Source organism: Thalassotalea sp. LPB0316, from assembly GCF_014898095.1.
Lineage (GTDB): Bacteria > Pseudomonadota > Gammaproteobacteria > Enterobacterales > Alteromonadaceae > Thalassotalea_G.
Genome location: NZ_CP062946.1, coordinates 2,901,828 through 2,927,794, shown reverse-complemented (window position 1 = coordinate 2,927,794; position 25,967 = coordinate 2,901,828). Strand labels below are relative to the sequence as shown.

Genomic DNA, 25,967 nt, shown 5'->3' with positions numbered 1-25,967 from the left:
ATAATGTTGTATGAAATTTTAATCATAGTTTATTTGATTGTTGCACTTTGCTTGATTGGATTTATTCTTATCCAACAAGGTAAAGGTGCCGATATGGGCGCATCATTTGGTGCCGGCTCATCAGCAACAATCTTCGGTTCAAGTGGTTCTGGTAACTTCATGACTCGAGCGACAACTTACCTAGCGATTGCATTTTTCGCAATCAGTTTAGTCTTAGGTAAGTTAACTGTTGAGCGCGTAAACGCGACAGACGAATGGAACAATTTAGAAGCACCTGTAGAGTCTTCTATTCCAGCAGATACGTCGGCTGAGCCAGTGCCAAATAAAGACGTACCAGCAGCAAGCGACAAGTCTGAAAGCGACATTCCAGACTAAGCTAAAACAAATTTCGCGGATGTGGTGGAATTGGTAGACACGCCATCTTGAGGGGGTGGTGCTTAACAGCGTGCGGGTTCAAGTCCCGCCATCCGCACCAATACATAATTAAAGGGCTGTAGCGATACAGCCCTTTTTTGTGCCTGATGTTTAGTGGATTTTGGTTGCTAATTGGTTGCTAACTGTTTGCTAACTCAACCCGAATTTTAGAACTATGAATGTATGTTTTAGTTGTTTTGACTTCTTTTGTTAGTGATATTTACTAATTGGTGTATACTCACTATTGTTGAATTATATGAGGTGGGCTTATGGCATTAGCACAACATACTGACTATCAAGAATTAGCTACTATTATTCCTGATAGCGACATCATGAGTGGTGCAGGGTATTACCACGCGGTTAATCAAGGTGTATCTGGTGAAACACTTAAAAATATTGTTTTAACCATCAAGGATCGTGATGTTTTCGCTAAAGTGGTAGGTAAAGATAAAACAAACTTAAGCAAAAGCTATCGCCTTGTAAAACTGCCGAAGATAGTTGGCGACAGTGTTGTCGATACTTTGCGGGTATATATGCTTGCCACCCGAATATATGGCTCTCTTGAACTTGCTAGCGAATGGCTGCACTCACCAATTCCAGCGCTTGGTGGGGAACAGCCTGTATCATTACTCGATTCTCATGCTGGGCGTGAACTTGTTCGACAAACCTTAAGAAAGATAGAGTTCGGCGAGTATAGTTAATGAAGCTTTATCGAGTCACCAATAAAGCTTACGCTGATAATTTTGCTGGGCGAGGGGCTAGCTTTGAAGACGGGGCGCGCTGGAATTCTCCTGGTCACCCTGTTATTTATTTTGGCTTAGATATGGCAACAGCATTAGTGGAAGCTGCCAACTATCACCCTTCACCTAGACTAATTCCTGCATCACATTGTAAGGCTATTTATCAGTTACCTGATGATGTTGAAGTGGAGCATTTAGAGCTTAAAAACTTGGCTAATAATTGGCAAGAGATGCCTTACCCACTATGCACTCAACTCATGGGAGATGAATTTTTAAAGTCTAATCGTGCTTTAGTTTTATTTTTACCAAGTGTTGCGGTGGGAATTGAAGACTATTCTATGGCAGTTGTTAACCCTCTGCATCCTGATATTACAAAGCTGAAACTTATCGAAACTATACAGCCTGTATACTCTCCTCGCATGTTTAAAGGACTTTAAACATGACTAGCGTATTATCAAAGAAGTTACTCGACATTGATAATAGGCTGGCAAAATTAGACGAAGAAAAAGCGATATTACTGAGCGAACGAAATGATATTATTTCCCAGCAAAACGCTGAGCTAGCAAAATACTTTAACCAGAGTGCCTCGCCTGAAGCTAAAGTCGATTTATTCATTTCTTATTTTAACGCTCGCTATGACATCATCCTTGCGTTGGCTACCACAAAAAGCAACCAATGTTTAACTTATCGTTTGTTTCAACTAATGGTTTAAACGATTAATTATAATAATTGTTAACGGTTATTAGTTGGTTATGTATTCCAGGTTAACTTGTTGTTAATTATGGGTTTTTGTGTTTTATTTTGGTGTTTTGTCATATAACTGTCACAAATCGAATTTAGGATGCGCATAACTTTTAAACTAAGCTGATAAAAATGATGAGACCTAAACAATCAAATAAACCTTTACGCCGTTTGCCTTGTGCAATCATTACTATTACAACGAGTTTGCTAGGTCAAAGTTTTACCGTTACAGCGGCAGATAAAACTGATCTTGATATTTACTATAAAGATAATATTACCCATGTAGTCTCTCAAGATGGCGCTATGCACTTAAAACCCGAACTTCGCATTCAATCACGCGTATCAACGCCTTATGACGGTAATCCTGATTCAATTGCGAAATTAAATGGTGACACCACTAGTCAAGAGATCAAACGAGCGCGTTTAAAAGTTGGTGGTAATATTAACGAGAACCTTAAAGTTAAATTTGAATACGACCTTGTTGGTAGCCAACTTCTCGATAGTCGCTTAACCTACAAATTTGTCGATGAGTTCCAATTTCGCTTCGGTCGTATGAAAGCGCATTACTCGCCAGAGCGGGTAACCTCTTCAAAAGATCAACAACTCGTTGATCGCTCTATAGTTAACGATTGGTTCAATATTGATCGCCAGCAAGGTATCAGCTTTTTAGGCCATTTAAATAAGGGGACATGGGCAGATTCAAATTACTGGTTCGATATATTCAACGGTACCGGCCGTGATGGCAAAAATGAAAATGATCACTTTATGTATGTCGGTCGTTATCAGTGGAATTTTTTAGGCGAGCAAATGGAAACTGCCATGGGCGATTTAAAATTCCGTAGCAAACCAGCGGCACATTTTGCTGTTTCCGCAACGACTAATACCAGCGCTTATACTAAGTTTTCAACTAGCGCTCCTGGTCAATTGCGTGACTTTAAAGATAAAGCCGTTGAGGGGGTGGATGATCAATTTAAACTAAAACAATGGATGGTCGATTTTAGTTACCGGTACAACGGTGTGTCATTTCAAACTGAATATCATCAAAAGCAAGTGGATGATCGCGTAAACAATGAAATTACTAATCTTGAAGGCTACTATGTTCAAGTAGGTTTCTTTCCTAACCGCTACTTTAAAAGCATGCCAAAAGAACTTGAGTTAGCAGCGCGTTTTGCCAATGTCGATCCAAATACTGATATTTCTGACAACAATTTAAAAGAGTTAACCTTAGGTGCTAACTGGTTTTTTACCGGCCATCGCAACAAGTTAACGTTTGATATTTCACGACATGAAATTGATGAGTTAGGCTTTGATTCAACAGGCTCAGAAACCCGATTCAGGCTTCAGCATGACTTTAGCTTTTAGTGAATATCAGCATTGTTAAAGTCGGAAGATAAAGCCCAAGAAACAAGTTATAAATAACGATTGATGGATATTCATAGACCAAAGCCAATGCACCCGCATTGGCTTTTTTATTTTTATACCTTCCTAATGCTTAGAGCGCTGTTATCTAATGTGTTGAAAGCGCGTCTTTCAAGTGCGGACACTTGAAGTCGAAATGCAATTAACGCTTTGTCTTTCAATATATGTTCTACAATCTAGTAATACCAAGAGAATTAATTTGTTGTTCGATAAGGATAATGTAATGAATTTTAATAGCATACGGTTTCGCTATACGGCTTTCTTTTGTGGTATTGGTGTTATTTTCATTTTATCTGCGTTTTTATACACCAAGTTAATAGCTAAAACGGAAGAAGGGATGACTCAAATCGGTCAAACGTTTAATCTTGCAATTTCTTCTGTATTGAATGCTGATCGAGATTTGTATCAAGCCAGAGTAGCTGAATTAAGTATTTTGCAGAACACAACGGTCGATGAGCAATTTAAAAATCACAAAGTAATGTTCGAAGAAAATGCCAAACAAGCGCTAGATAGAATGGAAGATTATCGACGATTGATGAAAGATTATCCCGATATTTTAGTCAAGTTAAACGCGTTCAAAGGAGCATATGATAATTGGTTATCTAGTGCCCGACGAGTATTTGAATTAGTAGAGCAAGGTCAGTTAGCATCGGCTAAAACGTTGAGTGATTCAGACGTATTAACAAAATTTGAAACACTGCGAGAATACTATAATACTGCGGGTGAGGATGCTGATAAAGCGAGTGCTGATTTGAGTCGTGAAACTATTGGCAGTGTAAGTAAGGGGACGATTGCTTTATCCATTTTCAGCTTAATCGTGGTCACGTTAACCTTCGCTGTAGGCACATTAGGGCCTAAATCTCTATCAAATTTAATTCTGACATTATCTGACGAAATTAAGGGCCTCAACAGTGGCGATGGTGACTTAACACGTCGGATAAACTCCCAAAGGACTGATGAAATTGGTCAACTAGCGAATGACTTTGATGAATTAATAGGTGGTTTGGCAGATCTCATTCGTTCGATATTGGAACAATCTCGGTCGGTAATTGGCGGTGTTGAAAATTTAGATAGCGGCGTAAAAAGTGTTCAGGTTACTAGTCAGCAACAAACCGATAAAGTTGACTCGATTGTAACCGCCGTCAATGAACTGTCTTTTGCTGTTAAGGAGGTAGCACAAACAGCAGTGTCTACCTCAGATCAAATTGATGAGGTAAACCGGTTAACACAAGAAGGTAGCTCGGTGACAAAGATAACGGTTGCTGAAATGGAGGGGTTATCACAGACCATAGATACTGCTGCTGAGGTCATAGGTCAATTATCTGAATATTCAAACGATATAGCGTCTGTGCTCGATGTGATTAAAAGTATTGCTGAGCAAACTAATCTTTTGGCGCTAAATGCAGCTATTGAAGCTGCACGTGCGGGTGAACAAGGGCGCGGGTTTGCTGTTGTCGCAGACGAAGTGCGATCTTTAGCAAGTCGCACTCAAGAGTCGACACAAAGCATTCAGGAAATGATTGAAAATTTACAGACGGGCGTTAAAAAAGCGGTTCAGTCGATTAATGATGGTAGCCAAGGCGCAATATCGACAGCAGATAAGGCCAAACAAGCACTAGTTTCGCTTGATGATATCGCTACAGCTTGTAATAAAGTGAGTAACATGGCGGCTCAAACAGCGACAGCGACAGAAGAGCAAGCTCAAGTAGCACATGATATCAGTCAGAATTTAACGATTTTATCTGATCATACGAATAACAATTTTGACGTCGCAAAACGCAACAGTGAACAAGCGTGTCAGACAATGGCATTAGCGAGGCAATTATCACATTCTGTTGAGCGCTTTAAATTGGATTAACAGAAACTTAGTTAAATTAAAGCGCCATCGAAGATATAAGTGAATGTTTAATGTGTCGTATTCGATTGATTACCGTTAACAGTCGTCATCAATTATTTCAACATTAGGTGTGTTGTCTATATTCATACGGTAACGAATGTAACACTTTCGAGCGTGGTTACAATCTCCAGCTGACTCATTGTAGATACTGCGAGATGTGATATTGGTATCTAAAACCCCGCATACGTGCCAGTCTTCTTCCGGTAAATTCATCGCGATAAGCAGCTCGTTCGCATCTTTATACTCTTCTGGGCGAATAAAACCATTGAGTGGCGTCAATGTTTGACCATTGATTTCTATACTACAACCTTCTTGCGCGCAGTCTTTATTTTCAATCCCCATCACCACAGATTTAGAGTAAACCAGTTGGTTAGCGGAGTTTATTGAGCCCTTGACGCTCTGCAACGCAGAGATATTAGCATCGCGTTGAAGGTCAATAAATTTAGGGGCGGCGACCGCAGAGAGTATACCGAGAATAACTATCACGACGACTAATTCAATGAGGGTAAAGCCTTTAGCTGGTTTCATCATAAGTACTCCAATATCGGTATTTAAAGCCCGATATATGCTTAATTCAGGTAAAATTTAAATTATTTAACACGCTAATGAGCGTCGAAGGGCTCAGATGTTAACCTTGAATTAGGGCGATTGAAAGCGAGGGTACATCTTGTTACAGCTGCGTAACGCTATAGGCAGTTTGCCGCGAAGCAAAGATAAAAGTAGGTAAAGACGGCAATATGTCACCGCCTTAACTTGGATTAGCTAACTACTCACAGAGTAATGGTGCTAACACGGTTGGCTACGGTATCATTTTTCGGTAGTCACTGGTTAATCGAACCCTTGCGTCATCTGCATCAAGTGGTTTATCAAAGTAATACCCTTGAATAATATCGCAGTCTAATTTTACCAGCATGTCAACGTCTGATTTTTCTTCTACGCCTTCTGCCAACACCACCATATCAAAGCTTTTGATCAACTGGATCATTGACTCAACTACCGGAGAATCTTTATCGTTTAAGTAATTAACACACAGACTTCTATCTAATTTTACCTTATTTACTGGTAGGGACATTAGATAACTTATTGATGAGTAGCCAGTGCCAAAATCATCGATTGATAACTTGATTCCCATGGCACTCAGATCATTTAATAATTGATTGACGTCTGCCATCGGTTTTATAAATAGACCTTCTGTGATTTCAAGCTCTAGATACTTTTCAGATACGCGATAATGTGAAAGCGTTTGTTTAACAAAGCTAATAAAGTCCTTATCGACGAATTGACCTGCAGAATAATTGACTGAGATAGGGTGGACTGGTAACCCGTCATTTTGCCATTGTGAAAGTTGCTTAATGCTCTCTAATAATGTCCATCGGCCAATATCCGAAATGTGTCCATATTTTTCTGCAACAGGAATAAACTGGCCAGGGTGATACACACCATTTTTCATTCTAATTAGCGCTTCAAATGCGATTAATTCACCGGTTTTAATATTCACCTGTGGCTGATAAACCAGTTTAAAACCGTCGTTATTAAGTGCATCTTTGATGCTGTTTTCTATATCAACTTCTTCAATAATTCTGCTTTTGAGCGTTGAGTTATAATAGGCATAACGCTTTTTACCACTTTCCTTGGCCTCAAAAAGTGCTAAGTCAGCTGTTTTAATTAATTCATCAATGTTGGTTTGATGTTCAGGGAATAGAGAAACCCCCATACTACAGTTGATATCAATTTCAATGCCATCTATGTCAATCACTGTGGTAATCGCCTCGTGCAATTCTGCAATTGCAGCTTCAATAGCGTTTTCACCTTGAACTTTAATGCAAGCTAAAAACTCATCACCACCAAAGCGAGAAAAGTAAAAACGATCATTATTTTTAGTTCGCAACAGCGATGCTATTTCTACTAATACCTTATCGCCAAATGCATGGCCCTTGGTATCGTTGATTATTTTAAAGTTGTCGATATCTAGGATAACGATAGCGCCGCTGTTACCTGAATCAATGAACTTCTTCACTTCAAAGTGAAAGCTCCGCCTGTTAGGTAGCGCTGTTAATTGATCGTGATTTGCTAAAAAGTCTACGTTGTTAAAACTATGCCTTAATCGTTCGAGCATAGATTCAAAACTGTCTAAAAGCTTCAAAGTCTCATCATTGCCCCCCTGTAAGTTTTGTAGACTTCGCATCTCGTTATCATCAATTTCAAGGCTATCGTCGTCAATATTCTCTGAAATTTTCGAGAGTAACTCAATGCGTTGGACAACGCGTCTAACGATGAGAAATAAGGCGAACAATAGAAGTGGCGCGATTATCATAGAAGGTAAGAAAATTGTCTGGTACATTTTCTTAATGGGCTTATCAACTTCTTCCACCGACATTTGTGTAATTACTGTCCAGCCCGTATCATCGAGCTTATTGAACGCAAAATAAACTTCGCTGTTGGTTAAGGGATCGTAGGCTTTTAAAAGGCCCGGTTGAAGTTCAAAACCTGCGCTTTGCCTAATAGTATTAAGAATATCACTATCATTTAAACTGAATAATTGATTGTCTTTGAAGTACTTAGGATCTGGATGCGCGACTATCTGGTTATTTTTATCAATAATGTAAGCGTGTCCAGTTTGACCAAAATTGAGCTCAGCTAAGAAATTACTCAGCGTTGTCAATTTCAGTGAGCCAATCATTATTCCGACGATGTCTTCTTTAACAAAAATGGGCGTTGAAATGGCGACAACGGGCTGTAATATTGAAGCACTCATATAGGCTTCACTGACATATGTAGCGCGTTGATTCATTGCTCCGCTATACCAGTCTCGATATGAGAAGCCTTTATGATAACTGTCTTCTGTCAATTTTAACTGTTCATTGTATGGCTCGTAGATAACATTAATTGCGTTTTCTTTTGTGTAGGTGGCAAAATAGGCAAACTCTGGGTAGGTTTTGAGTGTTTGCTTGAATAAGCTGCGAACATTAATCCCTTGTTGGTCAGAAAGCCCTTTGTAGTGGGCACTAATGTTTTTATACTCACTGGTGTCTTTTACCGTATCAAATGTTTGAAGGTAAGTAACAAGGTCAACATACTGGTCGATAAACTCATAAATACTACTCGTGGTACTGTCTAGCAAAATACGCTGAGAACTTAGTAAAGAAGTTTCAATGTTATCTCTTACTTGATTGAATACAACCCAGTGTATTATTAGTAAAAATAGAATAATCAAAAGACCAGGTATATAGAACAGTTTATACTTGATTTTCATAAAGCTTTCGTCCTCGAATGCATACACAATAATGGAGATACTAATACTGCGATTTATCTAGCGACCGCTAATCTCTGAAACCCATGGTGACATAAATATAAACACCTACTTAACTAAAAAGCGCTTTCGTTTACAAGATGCACTCATTAGGGTTACTTATAGCTCGAAAAATAAGCAATTAAAAGCGCACGTACATAATGTTAAGGAAGAGTACATTTTTTTACATCAAGACGTACTATGCTCTCCAATCAAGCACTCGACTTAATCGATGTAAAAGGAGTAGTAAATATCTATTGAGTTATTCAAGCCAGACACGGTTTCTAACCATGATTGCTGAATTAAGTATAAACGCATGGTAATTTCATTGAGCGGTTGGTAAACACCGATGCCGTACTTTAAATAGATGTGGTCAGTGACCATACCGCTGACGGTAACCTGAGTATCGTCCCCTTCACCGTAGGTATCAATTTCAAGCTGACGGATCCCTGTTAGCTCTTCGACCATATCCGTTACGCCTAATACTGACAGGGTAGCAGAGCCAATAGAGGTTGCGGTGGTAACCGATTGATTACTTTGATCGGCATGTAACCCTTTACCGCGAATAATATAAGACAGTGCTTCTTGCTCCTCCATCACCGGGTCGGAGTAAATTTTTATCAGTGGTTGGGCTATCGTGCCTGTTACATTTAGGCCGGCGATAACATCATCTAACTTTATTTCCCTTGCCGCGCGGATATTTAAATTGGCATTATCTACAGGGCCACTGAAGTTAATCACACTGTTAGGTTGAATCTTAAGTCTTTGACCGTAGGCTTTGTATTCGCCGGATACTAGGTTTAACGGGCCATATAATTCGGTTGGACGATTGTCTGATTTTAATAATTCAATATTACCTGCCAATGTGCCTGTCATACCAAGCGCATTGAAATTAATGCTGTTACCAAGGTTTACTTGGATGTTGGTTTTTAGCGGTGCTAGTTTACTGCCATTTTTGAGTGGTGTGGGAGTTTTTGAATCGATAAACACCTGATCGTCACTGAGTTCAATGGTATTTGGTGGCAGGGCTCTGATCACCAAATTAGCTCGTGGTACGTCGATTACCCCTTGAAGGGTCGGCTGATTGTTTTTTAATGTAAATTGTAAATTAGGTGATAACTCTAAATCAGATTCAGGGGGCAATAAGAACAAAAGGTTTTCGCCCATCAATTGACCAGTGATTTCGGGCTCCATCGACCAGTTGATATCGGCATTGGCAGCAGCAGTACCTTTACCGACATCAAAGGCGCTACGCATTTCTGCCTGTTGTCCACTAAACAAGGCTTGAAGGTTAAGGTTTTCAATCGGCGTAGGGTTGGCAAACAACAACATTTTCCCTTGTTCTAAGCTTAATTTGCCGTGAACTTCTGGTTTTTTTAACTCGCCACTAAGGGTTAAATGACCATTGATTTGTCCTTCGAGTTGTTGAACTTCAGTGAACATCGAAACAAAATGAGCCAATTGAGCGTTGCCGATATCAAGGTGGCCGGATAATTTGCCCGAGCTATGCTCTAGTTGAACGTCGGCATTTAATTGCGTGTTTCTTTTAGTTGCTAAATTAAGCGCAAACTGACCTTTGTTAGTGTCGCTACTTGCATTGAGCGTGAATGTCGTAATTTGGAAGCTATCACTGGTTTCCTCGAGCAAATTGGGAAATGTAAATACCATATCTGCTGATGATAACGATAAATTAGCCGCTGGTTTTTCCTGCGCTGACCAGGCGAGATCTAACTCGCCTTGCATGTCGCCGACCAAGGTGTAATCTTTGCGTAAAAATGGTGCTGCTAGCTCATCTGTTGATAGTAAAACCGTCATATTAAGCTGACCTGCTTTTGCTAGTGTGGCAGGCTTAGGTAAACAAATTTTACTTGCTTTAGCTTGCCAGCAGTGGCTGCCCAGGGTTAGTTTTTGCTCAGAAATATTGGCTGCTAGCGTCATTGGCGCCGTTAATTGCCAGTTGCCAATGACGCTTTGTAATGAGGTCTGTTTTAGTGTGCCACGCCATTGGTTTAGCGCGTCGTCAAGTGCACCATTAAGGGTTAAACTTGCCATAACATCGCCGCTACTTTCGAGTGTCAGTGTATGTTCACTAAGATCGCCTGTTTGCAAGATGCTTAAATTGTTGATGTTATATTCGTTAAATAATAATGAAGGCACCAGTAACTCAACATTATGGTTGTGAGCTAACGCAGGTTGATATTGAGCTTTTAATTGCCCTGACGGGATCTTTATATCGCTCAAGCTAACATTTTGAAAGATGGTTTCGGCAGTCAATGTCGGCGAGTCATAAGCTCCTTCTAAAGTAAGTTGGGCGTCGAGAGAGCCAGCTATCTCTGGTAGCCATTTACTCAATTTATCGATACTTATTTGGCCCTGCACTTGCCACTGTTGATCAATTTTTCCATGCAATTGAGCGTTTAACCCCGACAGTGCTATGTTCAGTTGTTCTGATACACCTGACCATTGATTTTGTGCTAGTTGATGCGCAATTGATAGGTCACCGGCTAATTTGACTGGCTCGCCTTGATAACTGCCCGATAAGTTCACTAGCGGAAAGTTGATCGCCAAACTGTCACTGTGATAATAGCCTTGGCTTTGTATCTGGCCATTTGCTATGGCATTGCTCATTTGTTTATAAGCCGGTAAGTGCAAGTTATCGAGCTCGGCCGTTATTTGCCAATCGATGGAGCCTGCAAAACTTATTCGACCATTGCCAGCTAATGTACCATTTTGCTGACTTTGTCTGGCATAAAAGCTGGTCAGCTCGAGTATTTGATCAACATGTGAGCCACTTACTTCAACATGAGTGGTATAAGGTATTTCGTCAATCTTGGCATCTAAATATGCTGAAACGTCAAATACTTGTTTGTTGACATCACCAACAACGTTAGCCGTTAATAAGCGATAATCAAACGGCAGTTGCGTGTTGTCTGGTAGCAACATGTGTGGCGCATCTAACGTTAGCTCAAAAGGCAAACTCGCCGAATTTAGCTTGATATTGCCATCTAGTTGCCAGCCGATGTTAGTGCTTTCTTTGGCTGCGAGGGTTAGGGCTGTTAAATCGCCATTGACATTGATAAGCCAATTTGTGCCTTTTAATTGACGATAACCCGGCAGGTGTTTGGGCTTTATTTGGGCGCTGATAGACAGCGGAACAAACTGTGCTAATTTGGCTGAGCCGTGTAGCGCTACTTCACCATATTGAGGGTGTTCTAGCTTTAACTTTTCTATGTTTAGTTGACTAAAAAGCCACTGTGCAGAGAGTTCAATATTAACAAACTGCTGACTAAACGCATTGTCTTTTATACTTGCATTAGCGACTTTTACACTGTCTACCTTTAAGTTAAAAGGCAATGAAATAGGGTTGATTGGCTCAACGGGTAACGTAAAGCTTGACGAACTTTGATCGTTTGCTGTTTCAGTACTATGGCGAATTAAGGCTAGGTGGCTGATTTGCAGTGACTTGATTCTTAGTTGGCCTATACCGCCAAAAATAGGCTCCCAATCAATCATGATGTTTTTCAGCACTAGATCTGCAGATTCATGGTTTATCCTTAAGTAGTTGAGCGCTATTTTGTCGTTGAGTTGGCCTGATTGGTACTCAAGTTCAACTTGTGGCACAAAACTATCGACAAGCTTGAGGGCCAGTCTTGCTCCTACAGATGTTGTCGTTAATACAACCAATAAGATTGTAATAATAACGACTATACCTAGCGACCAACCAGTAAGGCGAACTAACATTATAATTCGGCTCCAATGTTTATGTGTATCCGCCAGCCAGGTTGCTGCTCACTTATTGAGCGTGCGAGTTCTAATTTTATCGGGCCAATTAAAGAGAGCCAGTGAATACCTGTTCCTACCGAATAAGAAAGTTTTAAATCATCGATATGATCGTACGCACTACCAAAATCAGTAAATAGGTTTACGCGCCATTCATCATTTAAGTAATATTGATGCTCGATACTACCAACAGATAGGTAGCGCCCGCCGACAGTGATCTCTTGCTCAATGCCGTTGTCGTCGGTATAAGAAATCGACGGGCCAAGTGATTGGTAGCTAAAACCTCTGATACTGCCATCACCACCAGCATAAAACCTTAGAGACGGCGGCACATCATCTAATAATTTATCATCGAAATAACTCGCGCCCAAGTCGCCTCGAATGACTAAGCGATGATCCTGCCAAAAACGCTCCACCCAAGTAAAGCGGGCACGAGCGCGAACAATGTTTGAATCCGACATAAAATCGTCAAAACCGGCTTCAATTTGATAAAGCTGGCGCAGACCGCTTTCGGGATCGGTAACTTTGCCGCGTCGTTTTGTCTTAGCTAGGCTAAGCCCAGGCAGTAAAAATTTACTATTGCGAGGATCTGATAATATATCCCAACTTTCCGCTAGGTAGCGAAAATAGTACTGTGCGACCCAACCTTGAATATTGTGAACGTGGCCAATCTGCGCGTGTTGCATATTACTTGATATATCGGCGTAATCATTACTCTCGAGTCCCAATTGCAACTGGAGAAAGTCTTTAGTTGGGTGGCTTAATGGTATTTCGTAAAGAAAACGAGCGTACGGGTTAACTTTAGAATACTCAATTTTGGTTTTTTGTGAGTGGCCGTACTTATTAATTTGTGGTGTATGCCATGTCACACTTGCTCGTTCTTTCGTGTTGGTCGTATAACCAAGACCTAAAGTCACATTATGGCTGTGAGTGGGAGATAGCTCGATATTTACCGGAACTTCATACTCATTGCGCTGTTCAATTGCTGGATAAACCTTGATTGATGAGAAATATTCAGTTTGAATCAATTCACTATTGAGGCGGCTGATATGTTCTTGATCATAGGGTGTGTTAGGCTCAAATGGGATCAATTGTTCGAGTAGTTCTGGCTGCAGTGTTGTGCCGGTAAAGCTGACATCCCCCAAAACATAGCGGCGACCGCTGTGGTAACTAATGAGGACATTGGCGAGGTTGTTGGTGCGATCGACTTCAAGGCGGGCTAAGCTCAACTGACCATCAAAAAAACCTCGTTGGATGGCCCGATTGATTAAAGTGGTTTTGACTTTTTCGTATTGGTCATGTTGCATTCGCTTACCAGGTACAATCCCCATTTCTGCACCAAGATTATTAAACTCACTCAGTTGTGATGCTTCGCCGATTACGTCTATAGCTATGTTATGCCAAAGCGTTGCTGGGCCAGGCTCAATTGTTAGCGTCATCACCCATGGCTCTTGTTTGCGATCCACTGCCGTATTAATTGTTGGTTGATAATAGCCTATCGCGGCCATTGCTTTGGTGGCTGCTTTTTCGGTATTAAAGATAAAGTTGTTTCGATGCGCTGGTGTTTCAGGCAGTTTGCCCAGATGAGCAAGAATATTTGCCGATTGTTGTTTGTCTGTGCCAATTAGCACAACACGTAAATTTTGCCCGTAAGCCGTTGGGCAACATACAGAAATCACGCAAATTGCGACGAATGCGGCAAAATATCTGGTCAAAGTCATCTTAAATATTAATAAGCTAAGCTGGTTGGGCTCAGGTAAGTGTTTTCAAGCATGAAAATAACTTATCTGACAGTTAATTGGTAGTGTTTTATCTGGTTTGAGTGTCCTTTCGGCAAAACTTATTGATGAAAGTAAATACGGCTAAATGGTCTATACTTGTGCTCAGGAAATACTGCGGGACTAAACACATGTTTAGCACTCACTACTTAAAGGATCAGCTGTTTTTCTATCGATTCTCGATTGTTTTATCTGTGTTTATCATAGCTTGCTTTGCTTTACATGCATTAAGAGGAATTGCTGATTACACAAATGCCCCCCTATGGTTGCACCTTCACGGCATAGTGTCGGTGAGTTGGTTAATATTGTTTGTCGTACAAAACCATCTCGCACTAAGCAATAGCATTGACTTACATCGGAAATTAGGGCGCTTCGGTGGTGTCCTTGTTATTCTCATGTTTGTTCTAGGCGTGAACGCAACGATTAATTCGCTGTTGTTAAATCGTGTTCCACCAATTTTTGAACCAAGCTACTTTTTAGCTCTCGGCGTTATAAATATCTCCTCATTTTTTTTAGTTGTACTGTGGGCGATTATTGCGAGAAAGAATACACATTTGCATCGACGTCTGATGTTATTTTCCACTATTATTTTATTAGAACCAGCATTGGGAAGGTTTTTACCATATCCGCTATTGATGGATTACTTTCCTTGGGCACAAAGAGCTTGTCAATTGTTGGTAATAGGTGTTGTGGCATTTCACGATATTAAATTTTATGGCAAAGCACATATTGTGTGGCTTTATGCATGTTTGATTGTGGTCGCTAGCCACTTAACTATTTTAATGCTTAGCAAATTTCAGCCATTTGTGGAGTTGAGTCTATCGATGGTTAATCGATAATGACTAATCGCTTTAAAAATATTTTATTCGTTGGTAGGAGAATCGCTGTTTATCGGTTTTTTACAATGCGGGCAATGGCTTGTTACAGCCTGCTCAACGTCGAAGGATTTGATCAGTTTATTGACCACATCTTGGGATATATTGAGCTCAGCGGCTAAATTATTTAAGTAGACCCTATCTGATTTAGAGACACCGCCATCTTTTACTGCAGATTCAACTTTACGCTCAAGTTGTCGTTTTCGTAAACTGAGCTCTTCACCAAACTTAGCTGCCAACATAGCAGCAGGCAAGGCAACAACACCCACGCCTAGCAGCATGATAAACATTGCGATAAATTTACCTAAAAAGGTAATCGGGGTAACATCGCCATAACCTACGGTTGTCATGGTAACAACTGACCACCAAATCGCACTTGGAATACTGTCAAATACCTTGGGTTGAGCTGAGTGTTCGACTCCATACATGATACTGCCGGACAAAATAACCAGTACCGCCATGATAAAGACTGCCGCACCAATCGTTGGTAACTCTTTTTTCAAGACATCAATAAATAAATTTAACCCTCGAAAGTAGTGGGTAAGCTTGAGTAAACGCAACATCCGAAGCATGCGTAGATAGCGTAAATCTATTGGGAAAATAAACGATAGATAAAAAGGGGCGATGGCCAATAAGTCGATAATAGCGACTGGGCTAACGAGGTATTTTAATCTTGATCTAATAGGTTTTGATTCATCAAGCGCTGGCGATTGAGTGCAAACCCAGATACGAGCAAAGTATTCAAGGGTGAAAATAGCGACCGACACCACATTAAAGTAATAGAACTCTTTTTGGTATTTTTGCCCAATTGGCCCATAAGACTCAATAACAACAGCAATAACATTACTTAGGATCAGCAACACAATAAAACCACTAAGCAATTTGTTGGCTAATGATCCCTCAAAGCCGGTTTCTAATAATTCGTAAGCTTTTTGTTTGATTGACTGTTTTTCGGACACGGCGTGAAATTGACCTTTTTCTGCAATGCTGGACGTTTAATTAACCTGAGCTCAGGTTAACTATATGTCATACCTGATTATTTGCTTACATTACACGATTTTTATCAGGGATTTAACTAGTTTTATTTGATCAACGGGCTTTAGTGTTGGTTGATTTTTGATCAAGATAATGATTGACAGCGTTGTCACTTTTGGTTAAAGTCCGACCAGTTGTTAAATGTAGTTAAAAATTGGGTTGATATTTTATTGATTCATCGGCTGCTTTTAGATGTTGTTGTAGGAGTTAGCATGGCTTGGTGGCGTGTTGTATTAGTGGTTTTTCTTGGAATGAGTTCAGTAAGTCAGGCTGGCATAATCGACTTGGGTGAATACAACCTTGTTGTTCGAGAGAACTTTGAAGTGACATCGAGTGACACCCAAGGACGATCGGCTATCGGTGGTGATTTAATTGTTAATGGTCAATATAACTTGGGGACTTTGATTAATGATCAAGTCGATAACCTTCAGGTTGTGGCTGGTAACATTATTAAAACTCAGCCAAATAAAAACCTACACGTTCAAGGTGTGGTTGAATATTCAGGTCAGTTATTGAATGACGACAATGATACCAACGGTAGCTTAAACGGTCAGTTTGTCGAAGTTGATTCACCGAGTATCGACTTTGAGCAAATGTTCGCCGAATATAACGCTTTATCACAAGCCTTAGGACTGATTGAACCAACAGGAAGTTTCTCCAATCCATGGGCTTCGAGAGTTGAGTTTCAAGCCGATACGAATGCTGGCCAAGCTTTACAGGTTTTCAATATTCAAGCTAGTGAACTACAGGGAATTAACGAGATAGCTTTTAGCAATAACACCAATGGTCAACAAGTGGTGATCAATATTTTTGGCGACCTTGATTACAACGTTGGCAATATTGTTAATTGGAATATTGTCGATAGCGACGTACTACTTCATTTTGTTGACGCAACGACTATCAACCTGAACAGTAGTGTCCACGCATCAATTTTTGCTCCCGGTGCTGATATTTTTGCCAGTGCGGGTGAAGTAAAAGGACAAATTATTGCTAACTCTTGGTCAGCACTTTCACCGACTCAAATTAATTACGATTTATTTACTAATGTGGAATATATTGAACCGTCAACGCAGGTTGAGGTGAGTGAACCGCAGACACTGTTAATTTGGATAGTAAGTTTAGCGTTTTTGTTATTTGCTCGAAAAAAAATAGCAATTAACACTGTTAATGAAGACAGAGTTTAAGCTAACGTTAAAGCCATTGTTATTAGTGATCAAGTTTTTAATCCTTCTGTTAAATAGTGAAAAAAAACTGCGCTAGCCATTGGCTGACGACGGTGGGAAAGTAGATTTTAGCAACCGCGCAATTTCATCTGCATTACTGACACCTTCTAGCTGATCCACGCGGTGACAAAATTCGGTGTTCTCACTTTGCTTGATAAATTCACTGGCCGTTTGGCAATGCTCTTTTAACACCTTGTAACCCTCATCGCCAACAATTGTATAGAGTTGGGCAATATCGACCCAAAAGTAGGTTAAGCGCCTAATAAATTGTAAATTTTCGTCAATGGTTTGGCGACGAATATTCGCTAAAGAAGCCATACTGTCGACACCTTCTTCTTCTAATCTTAATATTTGCCAACGAGAGATTCCGGGTAATATGGATAAGTTGCCAGTGGCTTTGTTGCTTTGCATACCTAGTTTAGACGCTGCCTCAAATAACATACTCATTGTGGTCAAAGGGAATAGCCCGATAAGAAAGGTAAACAACGTATAAGCAGCTCCATTCTCAATTATACCAGTCGTTGGCAGAATCAATGACAACCCATAGACAACAATGAATTTTTTAAACAGCAGGTTGTAAACTCGACCGCTGATAACATCGTGATGAATCACTTTAGTAAAAATGTAACCGATCAGGTGTAAATACCAACCAAAGAAACCCGCAACAACCGGTGAAATTCTCTCTACTTTGATGAAAATAGGTAAGGTATTTTCAGTGATCATGCCAGCAGAAATAAAAAACTGGTAATAAGTGCTAGCCCCTCTACCTAAAGGGTTTATGATATATACCCAACCAATTACCATGATGCCGCCGAGAATAAGTTTTAACCACCAGTTATTGGTACTGGCATATTTTCTTCTCTCATACGATAAATGAATACGTTGTGACTTCGCTAGAAACTCTGCCATCATAAGAAATGGCAGTAAAACCATGATAAAAACCGTCGTAATATTAAAGATAAAAATGTTAAACAGTTTTTGGTCGACATCAATGTAGATACTAGCAATTTCACATACCTTAGGGTCTTGATATTGATTACAAACATCAATAATTGCTTTTGTTTCTCGTTTAATCTCCCAATGAAAAAGGCTTTGAGAACTAGTCTTGACTCGCTTTAGCGCAGCGGTATCAATGTGTTCACTGTCGATTAAGCGCTGCCAATACTGGAGAATTTTTTCATCGTATTGTTGAAGATCTTCCAGATTACCTTGTTGTTTTATCGTCGGTTGTTTTTCGTTTATGTAGTTATCACATTGACCGATCTTGTATTGGCCATGTCGATACAGTGCTGCACAAGAAGGCTTTAGCTCTTGAGCAATGATAGTAAATCGTTCATTTAGGTTGGTAACCAAAAACAGCCAAGCAAGAATAACTGGTAGGGTGTACGTCGCTATTATTTTGCTTTTTTGTCCAAGTGTTAAGGTGTTCATTTTACCCTCCTAGTAAAACTCTTTAACGGTGATGAGATAAATAGCCAGCAGTAAAGTTGGCCAATAAAGTGCTTTGTATAGAATGCCGTTTTGATAGGACAATGTTTTACTCGGGATATTAAGTGCGACTCTAAAGGCATCAACTGGCACGAGGATCAGTAAGCCGTATATAGCAAAATAAAAGTACTCCAAGTAAAACAACTCACCTGCAGCGATATTGCGCCTAATTGCTAAGTGGGAGAAAACGACAACTAGAAACATCGATACACACAATCCAAGAATTCGACTGATATCAATATCTTTGGGTAGTAAAGTGATTGAAAATAGAATAATCGCGACAACAATAAGTGGGGTTAAATTTGAAATAAAGGCATCGAGAAAAACCCGTTTTACACCAACTTTTAGATGCAATTCGTCAAATTTATGGTTGTCAAAATTTTGCTTTTTGCCAAAGGTAGTTCCATGATCGCTCGCTGGAGAGAGAGCAAAGTAGGCCCTAAAAATTTTCCAACCGGCGATGAACAAATTTTTGTCTAAGCCTATTTTTCTATTAGAGCCAAACTTATACGATGCAATGTCTGGTACCAAGATATAAGATAAGTCGTCTTTTTTGGCCGTTAAGTGAATATCAATATACTCTATCTCTAGAGGAAAACGACTGTAGTTGAATTCGTAAAATACACTCGCGTCGAATTGCCAAGTGACGAGGTAATACTTGTCGTTGCAATTGATCTGAGCATCGTGCAAAAGCATTTTAACGTCTTGCGAATTTTTGAACATCACACCATATTTATTTTCCGTGATATACGTTTTGTGTAATAAGTCAGAGTCGCAATGCCGAATCGGAAAGCGTTGCCAAATCATGCCGCCAATATCAACTTTATGAGAATCTTTTAACTCCATGGTATCAATCTGAATACCGGTTGGTATCACTTCAATATCGTTCGCCTTTAGGTTGACTTGCTTGTATTTGGTAACTGACTGCTCAATTGTCTGACTTGATGTGATTGGTGTATCTTCACTGTTTTTGGGTTTGGTGTTATTTAGCGCTAAGCCCCAAATAACACCAATAAACAGTATTATTATGCTTGAAAACAAAGCCGTGGCCAGCCAAAGTGTTGTTGCTTGCCACTTAGTGAGCTGTAAAATAAACAACAAAAGAAAAGCAATGCTAGTAATTATCAAACTTAAAATAATGATAATTTGTTGTCTTAAAAAGCTTACTTCAGATTCTTCTAGCGCCGTACTTTGGTAAAAAGTATTTTGCATCGACCAGCCTAACTGGCTAAACGCGTGAATCATATACCAAGAATTTTCTCCAGTCGTTTTACTGATGTGGTTAAGTGTGCGCGACTGGCCTAATTTTGCGTCTTGACTGGCAATAACACGATCAAAGTCACACTTGTTTCTGGCGACATCTAGTAGAGTGAGTTTGTTCTTCACATAACTTTTGTCAGGGTGGTAAATATATAAACCATTAGCGTAGGTAATAGCGGGAAACCCATCCGAGTTACTAATTAAACCTTCTGCATAGCGCTCTAATTGGTTTATTGAAATATCTATGGTTAATACACCGATAACCTCGCATTTACTTGTTGAACAAAGGGTTATCGGGGCGGAGTAGGTAATCATATAGGTCATGCCCTGAGGGTCGTAATAAGGGGGGACCAGTAACCCGTATCATTGAGTTGGTTATTTATTGGGACGTGGAACCACTCCGTTTTACCGATATATTTGTGAAGGTTAGGAATGGTTTGTTCTGGAATACGGTGAGCGCAAGTTTTTGAGCTGTTAATATTTGGAGAGCTTGGTGATGTTGTGGCGAGCTCGCGTTTTATATAATCTTTGTGGTCAAATTTTTCACAATTTCCTTGTTTGCAATAGATTGTGATGTCTTTCAATGCTAAACCATTTAGCGTTATATCTTTAAATGCCAATGCACTGCCATAGGGTAAGATTGAATAATGGCTATCACTGTCATAAAAAGAGAGTTTGACTTCATCTATCTTAGTTTGTTTTTCAAGTTGGCAAGACATTAGCGCTTGTTGATTATTGCAGTGAGCTGAGACGGTCGAATGTTGTTTGGTCCACTTGAGTACTTGTTGGGCAAGTAAGTCCTGTGGTGTTTGAGTTAAAGCCAGAGATATAGCTTCGGCTTTTTGATCTGTCGCGACTTTTAATTGGTTGATGAGTTTATCGAGCAATGTGGCTGCTTTCATCGATTTACTATGTAGGCTTTGCTCATATTTAGTGTAGATTGCAGCACGTTGTTCTTGGTAATTTATAATACTTTTGAAAGTGAGGCCTGTAAGCACTACTAAGAAGATAAAATAGATCACAGTTGTTGTTTTGTGCGGCATCATGCGAGTTCCTTAGAAGCAAGCTTGTGGTGACAGAGCTTCGCTAGCAAGCTTTCTTGGCTAGCGAAGCTGCAGCCTTACCCACAATAACTACTGTGGAGAGCCATAAAAGATATGGCCGTTGTAAGTGTGGTTCTCATCGTGGTAATGACGATAGCCACCTAAAACATGAGGAGCGTGCCTCATTGAACCTTGGCCGTCACAAAGCGATTCAGCAAGTGTGTGGGCATTTGACTTTGACCCCCAAACATCTTTTCCTTGTTTGATGCGACGGCCAGCTTCGGCTTTATCAATATTGTTATTGCCAATTTTTACACCATTGCTGGTGATTTGAGCAGTTTTAAAAAGTGCCATAATAGAACTCCTTAATAAGTTGAATGCACAAGCGAAGTAATTCGCTCTAACGAAAAATTATTTACATACGTTGTGGTTGTAGTTTCTCGAATTCATTCATTGCGTGGTAAGTTACTTGATAGCTTGAGCGACTCAGTGAAACTGCAGCGTCACACCGTTTGTTTGAGCAATTAAAGCTTCCGCCTTGTAGAAGTAACTTGGGTTGAAGGTAAATTTTGGAGCCGCAACAAGGGCATTGAATTTCACTGTAATCTTTCATGATATCTCCTTAAAAAGCTCGACATTAAAGCCGAGCTTTAATGCTTAAATTAAAAAGTTAACCATTGCTCTCAGCTTTTAATTGGATGGGGGCAATATTTTGTGAGAACGCTTGGATAATCGTGGTAACCCCTTCTGGCAATGGCAACTGACCAGCATGAGCATTGATGGTGTATTTTGCTGAGTTGGATTTTTCATAATGGGATTTCTCCGATGATGTGTCTCTACTCGATGCTGATACCGAACCACTTACTTCTACCGAGAAGCAACCCCAGCCAGCTTTGGCGCTAAAGCTACCTTCTGCAGCTTTCTCGACTTCCGACGAGGTTTCCTTGTCATTTGAAAATGAGCTTTTTACTTCCATTTCAAAATTAACATCGATATTGTCTACCGCTAACGAGTTCAAGGGCATAATCGTTAATAACGGCAAATCAAACTTGGTTTCTACTGGGGTTCCAGCAGTACCATCGGCTTTAACAACTGAGCGAGTTAAGGTCATGTTGATCATGATGGGTTTATAATCAGAGCCGCCTTCTCCTTCAGTAATATCAAAGCAGGTACTCAGTAAAAACTGCGTTTGGGTAATGGCCATTTTGGCGTTTGCTTCAGCACCGGCAATTAATGGAGCGCTAATAAGCGATTTGATTGGCAGTCCGCTAAATTGCTGTGCCATAGAGACTAAAGCGCGATCTTGATCTGGCATTGTCTTTTCCTCATTGAAGGTTTGATGTTCAATAATCAGAAAGTACTACCTAAGCTTCCTTCTTATCAGGTTTGTCCCTAGATAATTCAAAAGAATCCGTCTTTTATTTCTATGGAATTTACAGGGGGCGGCGCACAACTAGGTCGTGTCGCCAACGTGGTGACAAGTAGCCAAGTATTTATGCGAGGCTATGTCGGTTTAGTTTGTTACCGAGCTTGATTAATACCGGTGCTCGATAACAAAATTGGAATGGCTAATATAGATTAATCTACATTTCTTATTGCCTATCGCCTTTGACTTGAATAGGTGCAATTGCCTGCGAATAGGTTTCTATAATCGTTGTGATCCCAACTGGCAATGGCAACGGTCCAGCGTGGGCATTTATTTCGTATTTCGCCGCGTTGGACTTTTTGTAGTTTGATTGTTCATTGCTTGCAGATTTATCGGTCGAGGCAACAGCACCGGTTAGCTCTGCTGATATCGCACCTTTGTTGAGCGTTTTACTAATACCGTTTTCTTGGTTTTTATCATGACTTTTATTGGCAGTATCCTGTGCGCTGTATGAGCTTTTTACTTCCATTTCAAAGGAGAATTTCAACTCATCCACTGCTAGTGAATTAATTGGGATAATCGTGAGTAATGGTAAATTAAAGTCTGTTTCTATGACGTCAGCATGGCTGCCATCGGCATTTATTACAGGACGAGCAACGGTCATGTTTATCATGATGGGTTTGTGAATCTCTCGATCTTCTAGTTGGATTAATTCAAAGCAAGTTTCTAGTAGAAATTTGGTTTGTGACATAGCCATCATGTTATTTGCTTCAGACGCTGCGACCAACGGAGCACCTATGAGCTCTTTCATCGGTAGGCCACTAAATTGTTTGGCCATAGATACCAGTTTATTTGGAGTCGCCATTTTTTTTCTCCTGAGTAGAGTACCCGGTTATGTTTATCCTGGAATTTGAGCTCTTAAGGCTTTTTCATAGCCTTCAACGATTTTTTGCAACCCTTCAGGTGGTTCATGACCAACGAGAGATATTTCGATATGGGTGTTAGTGGTGTCCTTGGTGACAATATGTTCACCGCTCACTTGAGGCGCTTTAAACGCAACAATGAGCTCGTCATTGTTGTCAGTTGTAACTTCAAGATCGGCTGTAAATTTAACGTCTTGAATTCTCGGACTACTAATTGGACAGAGCGTGATCAAGGGGACGTTGACAATCGTTGAGTCGACGCCGTCTTTACCTTGGCTAGGAAATGCCATAGCGACCATTTTCGGACGATAAGTTGCACCGCCCTCATTTGCTAAATCAGGATCTTCTGGTAACTCTCCTATTTGGTGCAATAATTCATTGGCTTTTGCTTTATCACCTTGGTTTATTGCCTCACTTAGCTGTTGTGATAGTTCTTCTTTAGCTTGGCTGTCTTCATCGACAATTTTATCAAAAAATTTATCAAGGTGTTTGATACCCGCTTGTTCGACTGCTTGTGCTGCGCTGTGAATACTCTGATGTACAGCGTGCATAAGGGCTTGAAACTTTATCATGATATGGCTTCCTTTTATTCAGCCGAATTGTTTTTTATCCGAGCATAAAATTGATTTTTATACTGGGTTATCAATTCGTTTAATTGCGTTGTTTGATATTCTGGGGTGATCGAAATAGTTAATTGGCTTTGCTCGTTTTCTGCTGTTTTACCGGTAGTTGTTGGCGATATATTCAAGTAAATGTCGTCACCTTTTTTCGTTATATTTGTGATAGGTGAAGATAAGGTGCAACCTGTAATTTTGGGCATAGGTAATGGCGCTAAGGCAATTAGTGGTACTGATACTTTGGTACTTACCCATTTGCCGTCGATTAGTGTCGGGATCTCAAATGATGTCATTTTGGGCCTGTAGGGTTGCTCATTTGACTGCTCATTCATATGAACTCGCTGTTTTAATGCTGTTATCTTTTCAATGCAGGCAGGTTTATCATCCATTGAGATTAGGTCGTTGATATCGTCAAGCTGTTCAGTAATATCAAGTGCTAGACTTGGTGCTAGGGGTTTGTCGAAAAACTTTTCAATATATTTAAAGCCAACACCTTCGAGTGATTCATTTGCGCTCAATAAATCTTGTTGAATTGACTCGATAAGTGATGAAAACTTAATATCGGGCACTCGGCTTTTAGCGCTTTTGCTTTGAAAGGTGAATCTTGACCAAATTGCTGACAAAAAGCTCATAATCAAATTTCCTCAATCAGTTAGTATTGAACGATGACGTCATTTACCGGGAGCTTGACGGTCATGTGCATGGCGAGGCTTGTTATCTCAATGGCTAAAAAGCGTTCTTTGACACTTTCTAGAAGTACACCTTTATAGCCTTTGAATACACCTTTAACGACTTCTATACGCTGGCCGTGTTTAAGCTTTTTTGTCTGTCCGAGAGCTTTTGCTTGACGCTCAGATAAAATTTTTATCAGGCTCATTTGATCATCAGAAATAACGGTTGGTGCAGAGCCCAAGCAAACGTAGCACAAAAAGCCTTTAAAACGTTTTATATGACGAAAACCGTTTAAGTCGTGTTTTACAAACAGGTAATTTCTAAAGAGTGGTCGTTCAATTTTCTTGGTGCGGTCTGCCCAATGTTTAATTTCTTGATAAACAGGGAAAAATGTTTGATAACCAAGCTGGTGTTGTTCACTGTAGTGAATAATTTGACGGTTTAATGTGTTTTCACTGTTACTTTGTGTATAAATTGCATACCACTGTTGCGCTGAAGGTACAGTCATAACTTGATTCCTTTTCGGGTAAGCTCCGCCATTTTAGTCCAGAGAACTAAAGAGCGACATCCTGAGCATTGTTGCCATCTATGAACTGCAAATGGGTATTGGATAAATTATATCGAGTAAAATTAACTACACTTTTGATTACGTAAGTAATTCTTTTGAAGGCGTAAGTATTTCAACACCTATATTGATCCTTTGTTGTTTCGGTGAAATGCCAAAGTGCTTTTTAAAGGCGCTCGAAAAGTTTGCACTGTTTTCGTAGCCAACTTCAAAACCGATTTCTTGAATTGTAAAGTCTGAGTGAATTAATAGGTGTTTCGCTTTTTCCATTCGCTTAGCCCGTAACCATTCAAATACACCTAAGCCAAGGATTCGTTTAAAAGACGATGCTAATTGGCTTCTATTCGAGCCAACGTTGTATGCGAGTTGATCGAGACCGTGTTTGTCACACAATTTATCATTGAGGTAATCACAGGTTTTTTCAACAAGTCGCAGCTCTTTTGATAATGCAGAAGGCGCATTAGCTGAGTGTTTATATTTGAGCTTGGCTGGACTATTAAGTGTTTGCCATACTTCTACTTCAAAGCCATTTGCTTGCAATAATTCAATACAAGCTAATGGTGGCGCAGAAGAAACTCCTGCCGATAATAAAACCACTTTTGTGTGTAAGTTATCCATTTTTACACCCCGTTATTCATTAATTTTGTTGCACACGATGAACTGAGTTAACAGTGGTCAAACTCTATGTGGAGATGTTAGTTATTGCCTAACTTGGATATAACATCTTCTTACCAAAATCTTACCAAAAGCAAAAAACGTTTGATTTCAATAGGTAAGCGAAGTATTTTTTTATGGACTAAGGTTACTAATCAGTTGAATAATTTGCTTTTATGCTTGGATTT

General features: G+C 40.0%; 23 protein-coding genes and 1 tRNA gene. 9 read left to right on the top strand and 15 right to left on the bottom strand.

The window, feature by feature from the left end; genetic code table 11:
* Positions 1 to 3 precede the first annotated feature (3 nt).
* From secG to LP316_RS13145, 7 genes are all read left to right on the top strand, one after another.
* On the top strand, positions 4 to 375 hold the full coding sequence (gene secG / locus LP316_RS13175; RefSeq protein ID WP_193021608.1) for a preprotein translocase subunit SecG: 372 nt from the start codon (positions 4 to 6) through the stop codon (positions 373 to 375).
* Positions 376 to 390: 15 nt separating this feature from the next.
* Positions 391 to 475, top strand: a tRNA-Leu gene (locus LP316_RS13170).
* A 208-nt stretch (positions 476 to 683) separates the two neighbouring features.
* The gene (locus tag LP316_RS13165; protein WP_193021607.1) at positions 684 to 1,115 is read left to right on the top strand and encodes an antitoxin Xre/MbcA/ParS toxin-binding domain-containing protein; all 432 of its coding nucleotides are present in this window, start codon (positions 684 to 686) and stop codon (positions 1,113 to 1,115) included.
* A complete protein-coding gene (locus LP316_RS13160) occupies positions 1,115 to 1,591 on the top strand; it encodes an RES family NAD+ phosphorylase (RefSeq protein WP_193021606.1) in 477 nt (158 codons plus the stop codon). Before LP316_RS13165 ends, LP316_RS13160 begins: the two co-directional genes overlap by 1 nt.
* A gap of 2 nt (positions 1,592 to 1,593) precedes the next feature.
* Positions 1,594 to 1,866, top strand: coding sequence for a hypothetical protein (locus LP316_RS13155; protein ID WP_193021605.1), 273 nt, complete (start codon positions 1,594 to 1,596; stop codon positions 1,864 to 1,866).
* Positions 1,867 to 2,027: 161 nt separating this feature from the next.
* Positions 2,028 to 3,257, top strand: coding sequence for an OprO/OprP family phosphate-selective porin (locus LP316_RS13150; protein ID WP_193021604.1), 1,230 nt, complete (start codon positions 2,028 to 2,030; stop codon positions 3,255 to 3,257).
* Between the two features lie 280 nt (positions 3,258 to 3,537).
* Positions 3,538 to 5,172, top strand: a complete 1,635-nt coding sequence (locus tag LP316_RS13145) for a methyl-accepting chemotaxis protein (protein WP_193021603.1) — start codon at positions 3,538 to 3,540, stop codon at positions 5,170 to 5,172.
* A gap of 75 nt (positions 5,173 to 5,247) precedes the next feature.
* Here the strand turns inward: LP316_RS13145 and LP316_RS16095 are convergent, their stop codons facing one another.
* The 4 genes from LP316_RS16095 to LP316_RS13125 form a co-directional block, all read right to left on the bottom strand.
* Positions 5,248 to 5,742 carry a Tfp pilus assembly protein FimT/FimU gene (locus LP316_RS16095; protein ID WP_193021602.1) on the bottom strand — a complete coding sequence of 165 codons (495 nt, stop codon included), beginning with the start codon at positions 5,740 to 5,742 and terminating at the stop codon, positions 5,248 to 5,250.
* A 268-nt stretch (positions 5,743 to 6,010) separates the two neighbouring features.
* Complete coding sequence (locus LP316_RS13135) at positions 6,011 to 8,464, bottom strand: EAL domain-containing protein (RefSeq protein ID WP_193021601.1); 2,454 nt, start codon at positions 8,462 to 8,464, stop codon at positions 6,011 to 6,013.
* Positions 8,465 to 8,725: 261 nt separating this feature from the next.
* Positions 8,726 to 12,241 (bottom strand): translocation/assembly module TamB domain-containing protein, encoded by a 3,516-nt coding sequence (locus LP316_RS13130; RefSeq protein WP_193021600.1) that lies wholly within the window; start codon positions 12,239 to 12,241, stop codon positions 8,726 to 8,728.
* Positions 12,241 to 14,001, bottom strand: coding sequence for an autotransporter assembly complex protein TamA (locus LP316_RS13125; RefSeq protein WP_193021599.1), 1,761 nt, complete (start codon positions 13,999 to 14,001; stop codon positions 12,241 to 12,243). The genes LP316_RS13130 and LP316_RS13125 overlap by 1 nt, the downstream gene beginning before the upstream one ends.
* A gap of 188 nt (positions 14,002 to 14,189) precedes the next feature.
* Between LP316_RS13125 and LP316_RS13120 the strand changes: the two genes are divergently transcribed.
* On the top strand, positions 14,190 to 14,897 hold the full coding sequence (locus LP316_RS13120; protein WP_193021598.1) for an adenylate cyclase: 708 nt from the start codon (positions 14,190 to 14,192) through the stop codon (positions 14,895 to 14,897).
* A 23-nt stretch (positions 14,898 to 14,920) separates the two neighbouring features.
* Here LP316_RS13120 and LP316_RS13115 read toward each other — a convergent pair whose 3' ends face one another.
* Positions 14,921 to 15,892: an ion transporter gene (locus LP316_RS13115; protein WP_193021597.1), complete on the bottom strand. Its 972-nt coding sequence runs from the start codon at positions 15,890 to 15,892 to the stop codon at positions 14,921 to 14,923.
* A 288-nt stretch (positions 15,893 to 16,180) separates the two neighbouring features.
* On the opposite strand from LP316_RS13115, the gene LP316_RS13110 reads away from it, so the two are divergent.
* Positions 16,181 to 17,152 carry a choice-of-anchor A family protein gene (locus LP316_RS13110; RefSeq protein ID WP_193021596.1) on the top strand — a complete coding sequence of 324 codons (972 nt, stop codon included), beginning with the start codon at positions 16,181 to 16,183 and terminating at the stop codon, positions 17,150 to 17,152.
* Positions 17,153 to 17,224: 72 nt separating this feature from the next.
* Here the strand turns inward: LP316_RS13110 and LP316_RS13105 are convergent, their stop codons facing one another.
* The 10 genes from LP316_RS13105 to LP316_RS13060 form a co-directional block, all read right to left on the bottom strand.
* Positions 17,225 to 18,622 carry a hypothetical protein gene (locus tag LP316_RS13105; RefSeq protein ID WP_193021595.1) on the bottom strand — a complete coding sequence of 466 codons (1,398 nt, stop codon included), beginning with the start codon at positions 18,620 to 18,622 and terminating at the stop codon, positions 17,225 to 17,227.
* Positions 18,623 to 18,631: 9 nt separating this feature from the next.
* Entirely contained in the window at positions 18,632 to 20,254 is a 1,623-nt protein-coding gene (locus LP316_RS13100) for a cache domain-containing protein (protein WP_193021594.1), read from the bottom strand.
* Positions 20,255 to 20,259: 5 nt separating this feature from the next.
* Positions 20,260 to 20,985 carry a hypothetical protein gene (locus LP316_RS13095; protein ID WP_193021593.1) on the bottom strand — a complete coding sequence of 242 codons (726 nt, stop codon included), beginning with the start codon at positions 20,983 to 20,985 and terminating at the stop codon, positions 20,260 to 20,262.
* 87 nt (positions 20,986 to 21,072) lie between these two features.
* Positions 21,073 to 21,336: a hypothetical protein gene (locus LP316_RS13090; protein ID WP_193021592.1), complete on the bottom strand. Its 264-nt coding sequence runs from the start codon at positions 21,334 to 21,336 to the stop codon at positions 21,073 to 21,075.
* Between the two features lie 316 nt (positions 21,337 to 21,652).
* Positions 21,653 to 22,297: a DUF2589 domain-containing protein gene (locus tag LP316_RS13085; RefSeq protein ID WP_193021591.1), complete on the bottom strand. Its 645-nt coding sequence runs from the start codon at positions 22,295 to 22,297 to the stop codon at positions 21,653 to 21,655.
* 277 nt (positions 22,298 to 22,574) lie between these two features.
* Complete coding sequence (locus tag LP316_RS13080) at positions 22,575 to 23,213, bottom strand: DUF2589 domain-containing protein (RefSeq protein ID WP_193021590.1); 639 nt, start codon at positions 23,211 to 23,213, stop codon at positions 22,575 to 22,577.
* 33 nt (positions 23,214 to 23,246) lie between these two features.
* Positions 23,247 to 23,843 carry a DUF2589 domain-containing protein gene (locus LP316_RS13075; RefSeq protein ID WP_193021589.1) on the bottom strand — a complete coding sequence of 199 codons (597 nt, stop codon included), beginning with the start codon at positions 23,841 to 23,843 and terminating at the stop codon, positions 23,247 to 23,249.
* Positions 23,844 to 23,857: 14 nt separating this feature from the next.
* The gene (locus LP316_RS13070) at positions 23,858 to 24,520 is read right to left on the bottom strand and encodes a hypothetical protein (RefSeq protein WP_193021588.1); all 663 of its coding nucleotides are present in this window, start codon (positions 24,518 to 24,520) and stop codon (positions 23,858 to 23,860) included.
* A 20-nt stretch (positions 24,521 to 24,540) separates the two neighbouring features.
* The gene (locus LP316_RS13065) at positions 24,541 to 25,068 is read right to left on the bottom strand and encodes a UpxY family transcription antiterminator (protein ID WP_193021587.1); all 528 of its coding nucleotides are present in this window, start codon (positions 25,066 to 25,068) and stop codon (positions 24,541 to 24,543) included.
* Between the two features lie 138 nt (positions 25,069 to 25,206).
* On the bottom strand, positions 25,207 to 25,743 hold the full coding sequence (locus tag LP316_RS13060; RefSeq protein WP_193021586.1) for a helix-turn-helix transcriptional regulator: 537 nt from the start codon (positions 25,741 to 25,743) through the stop codon (positions 25,207 to 25,209).
* Positions 25,744 to 25,967: the final 224 nt, after the last annotated feature.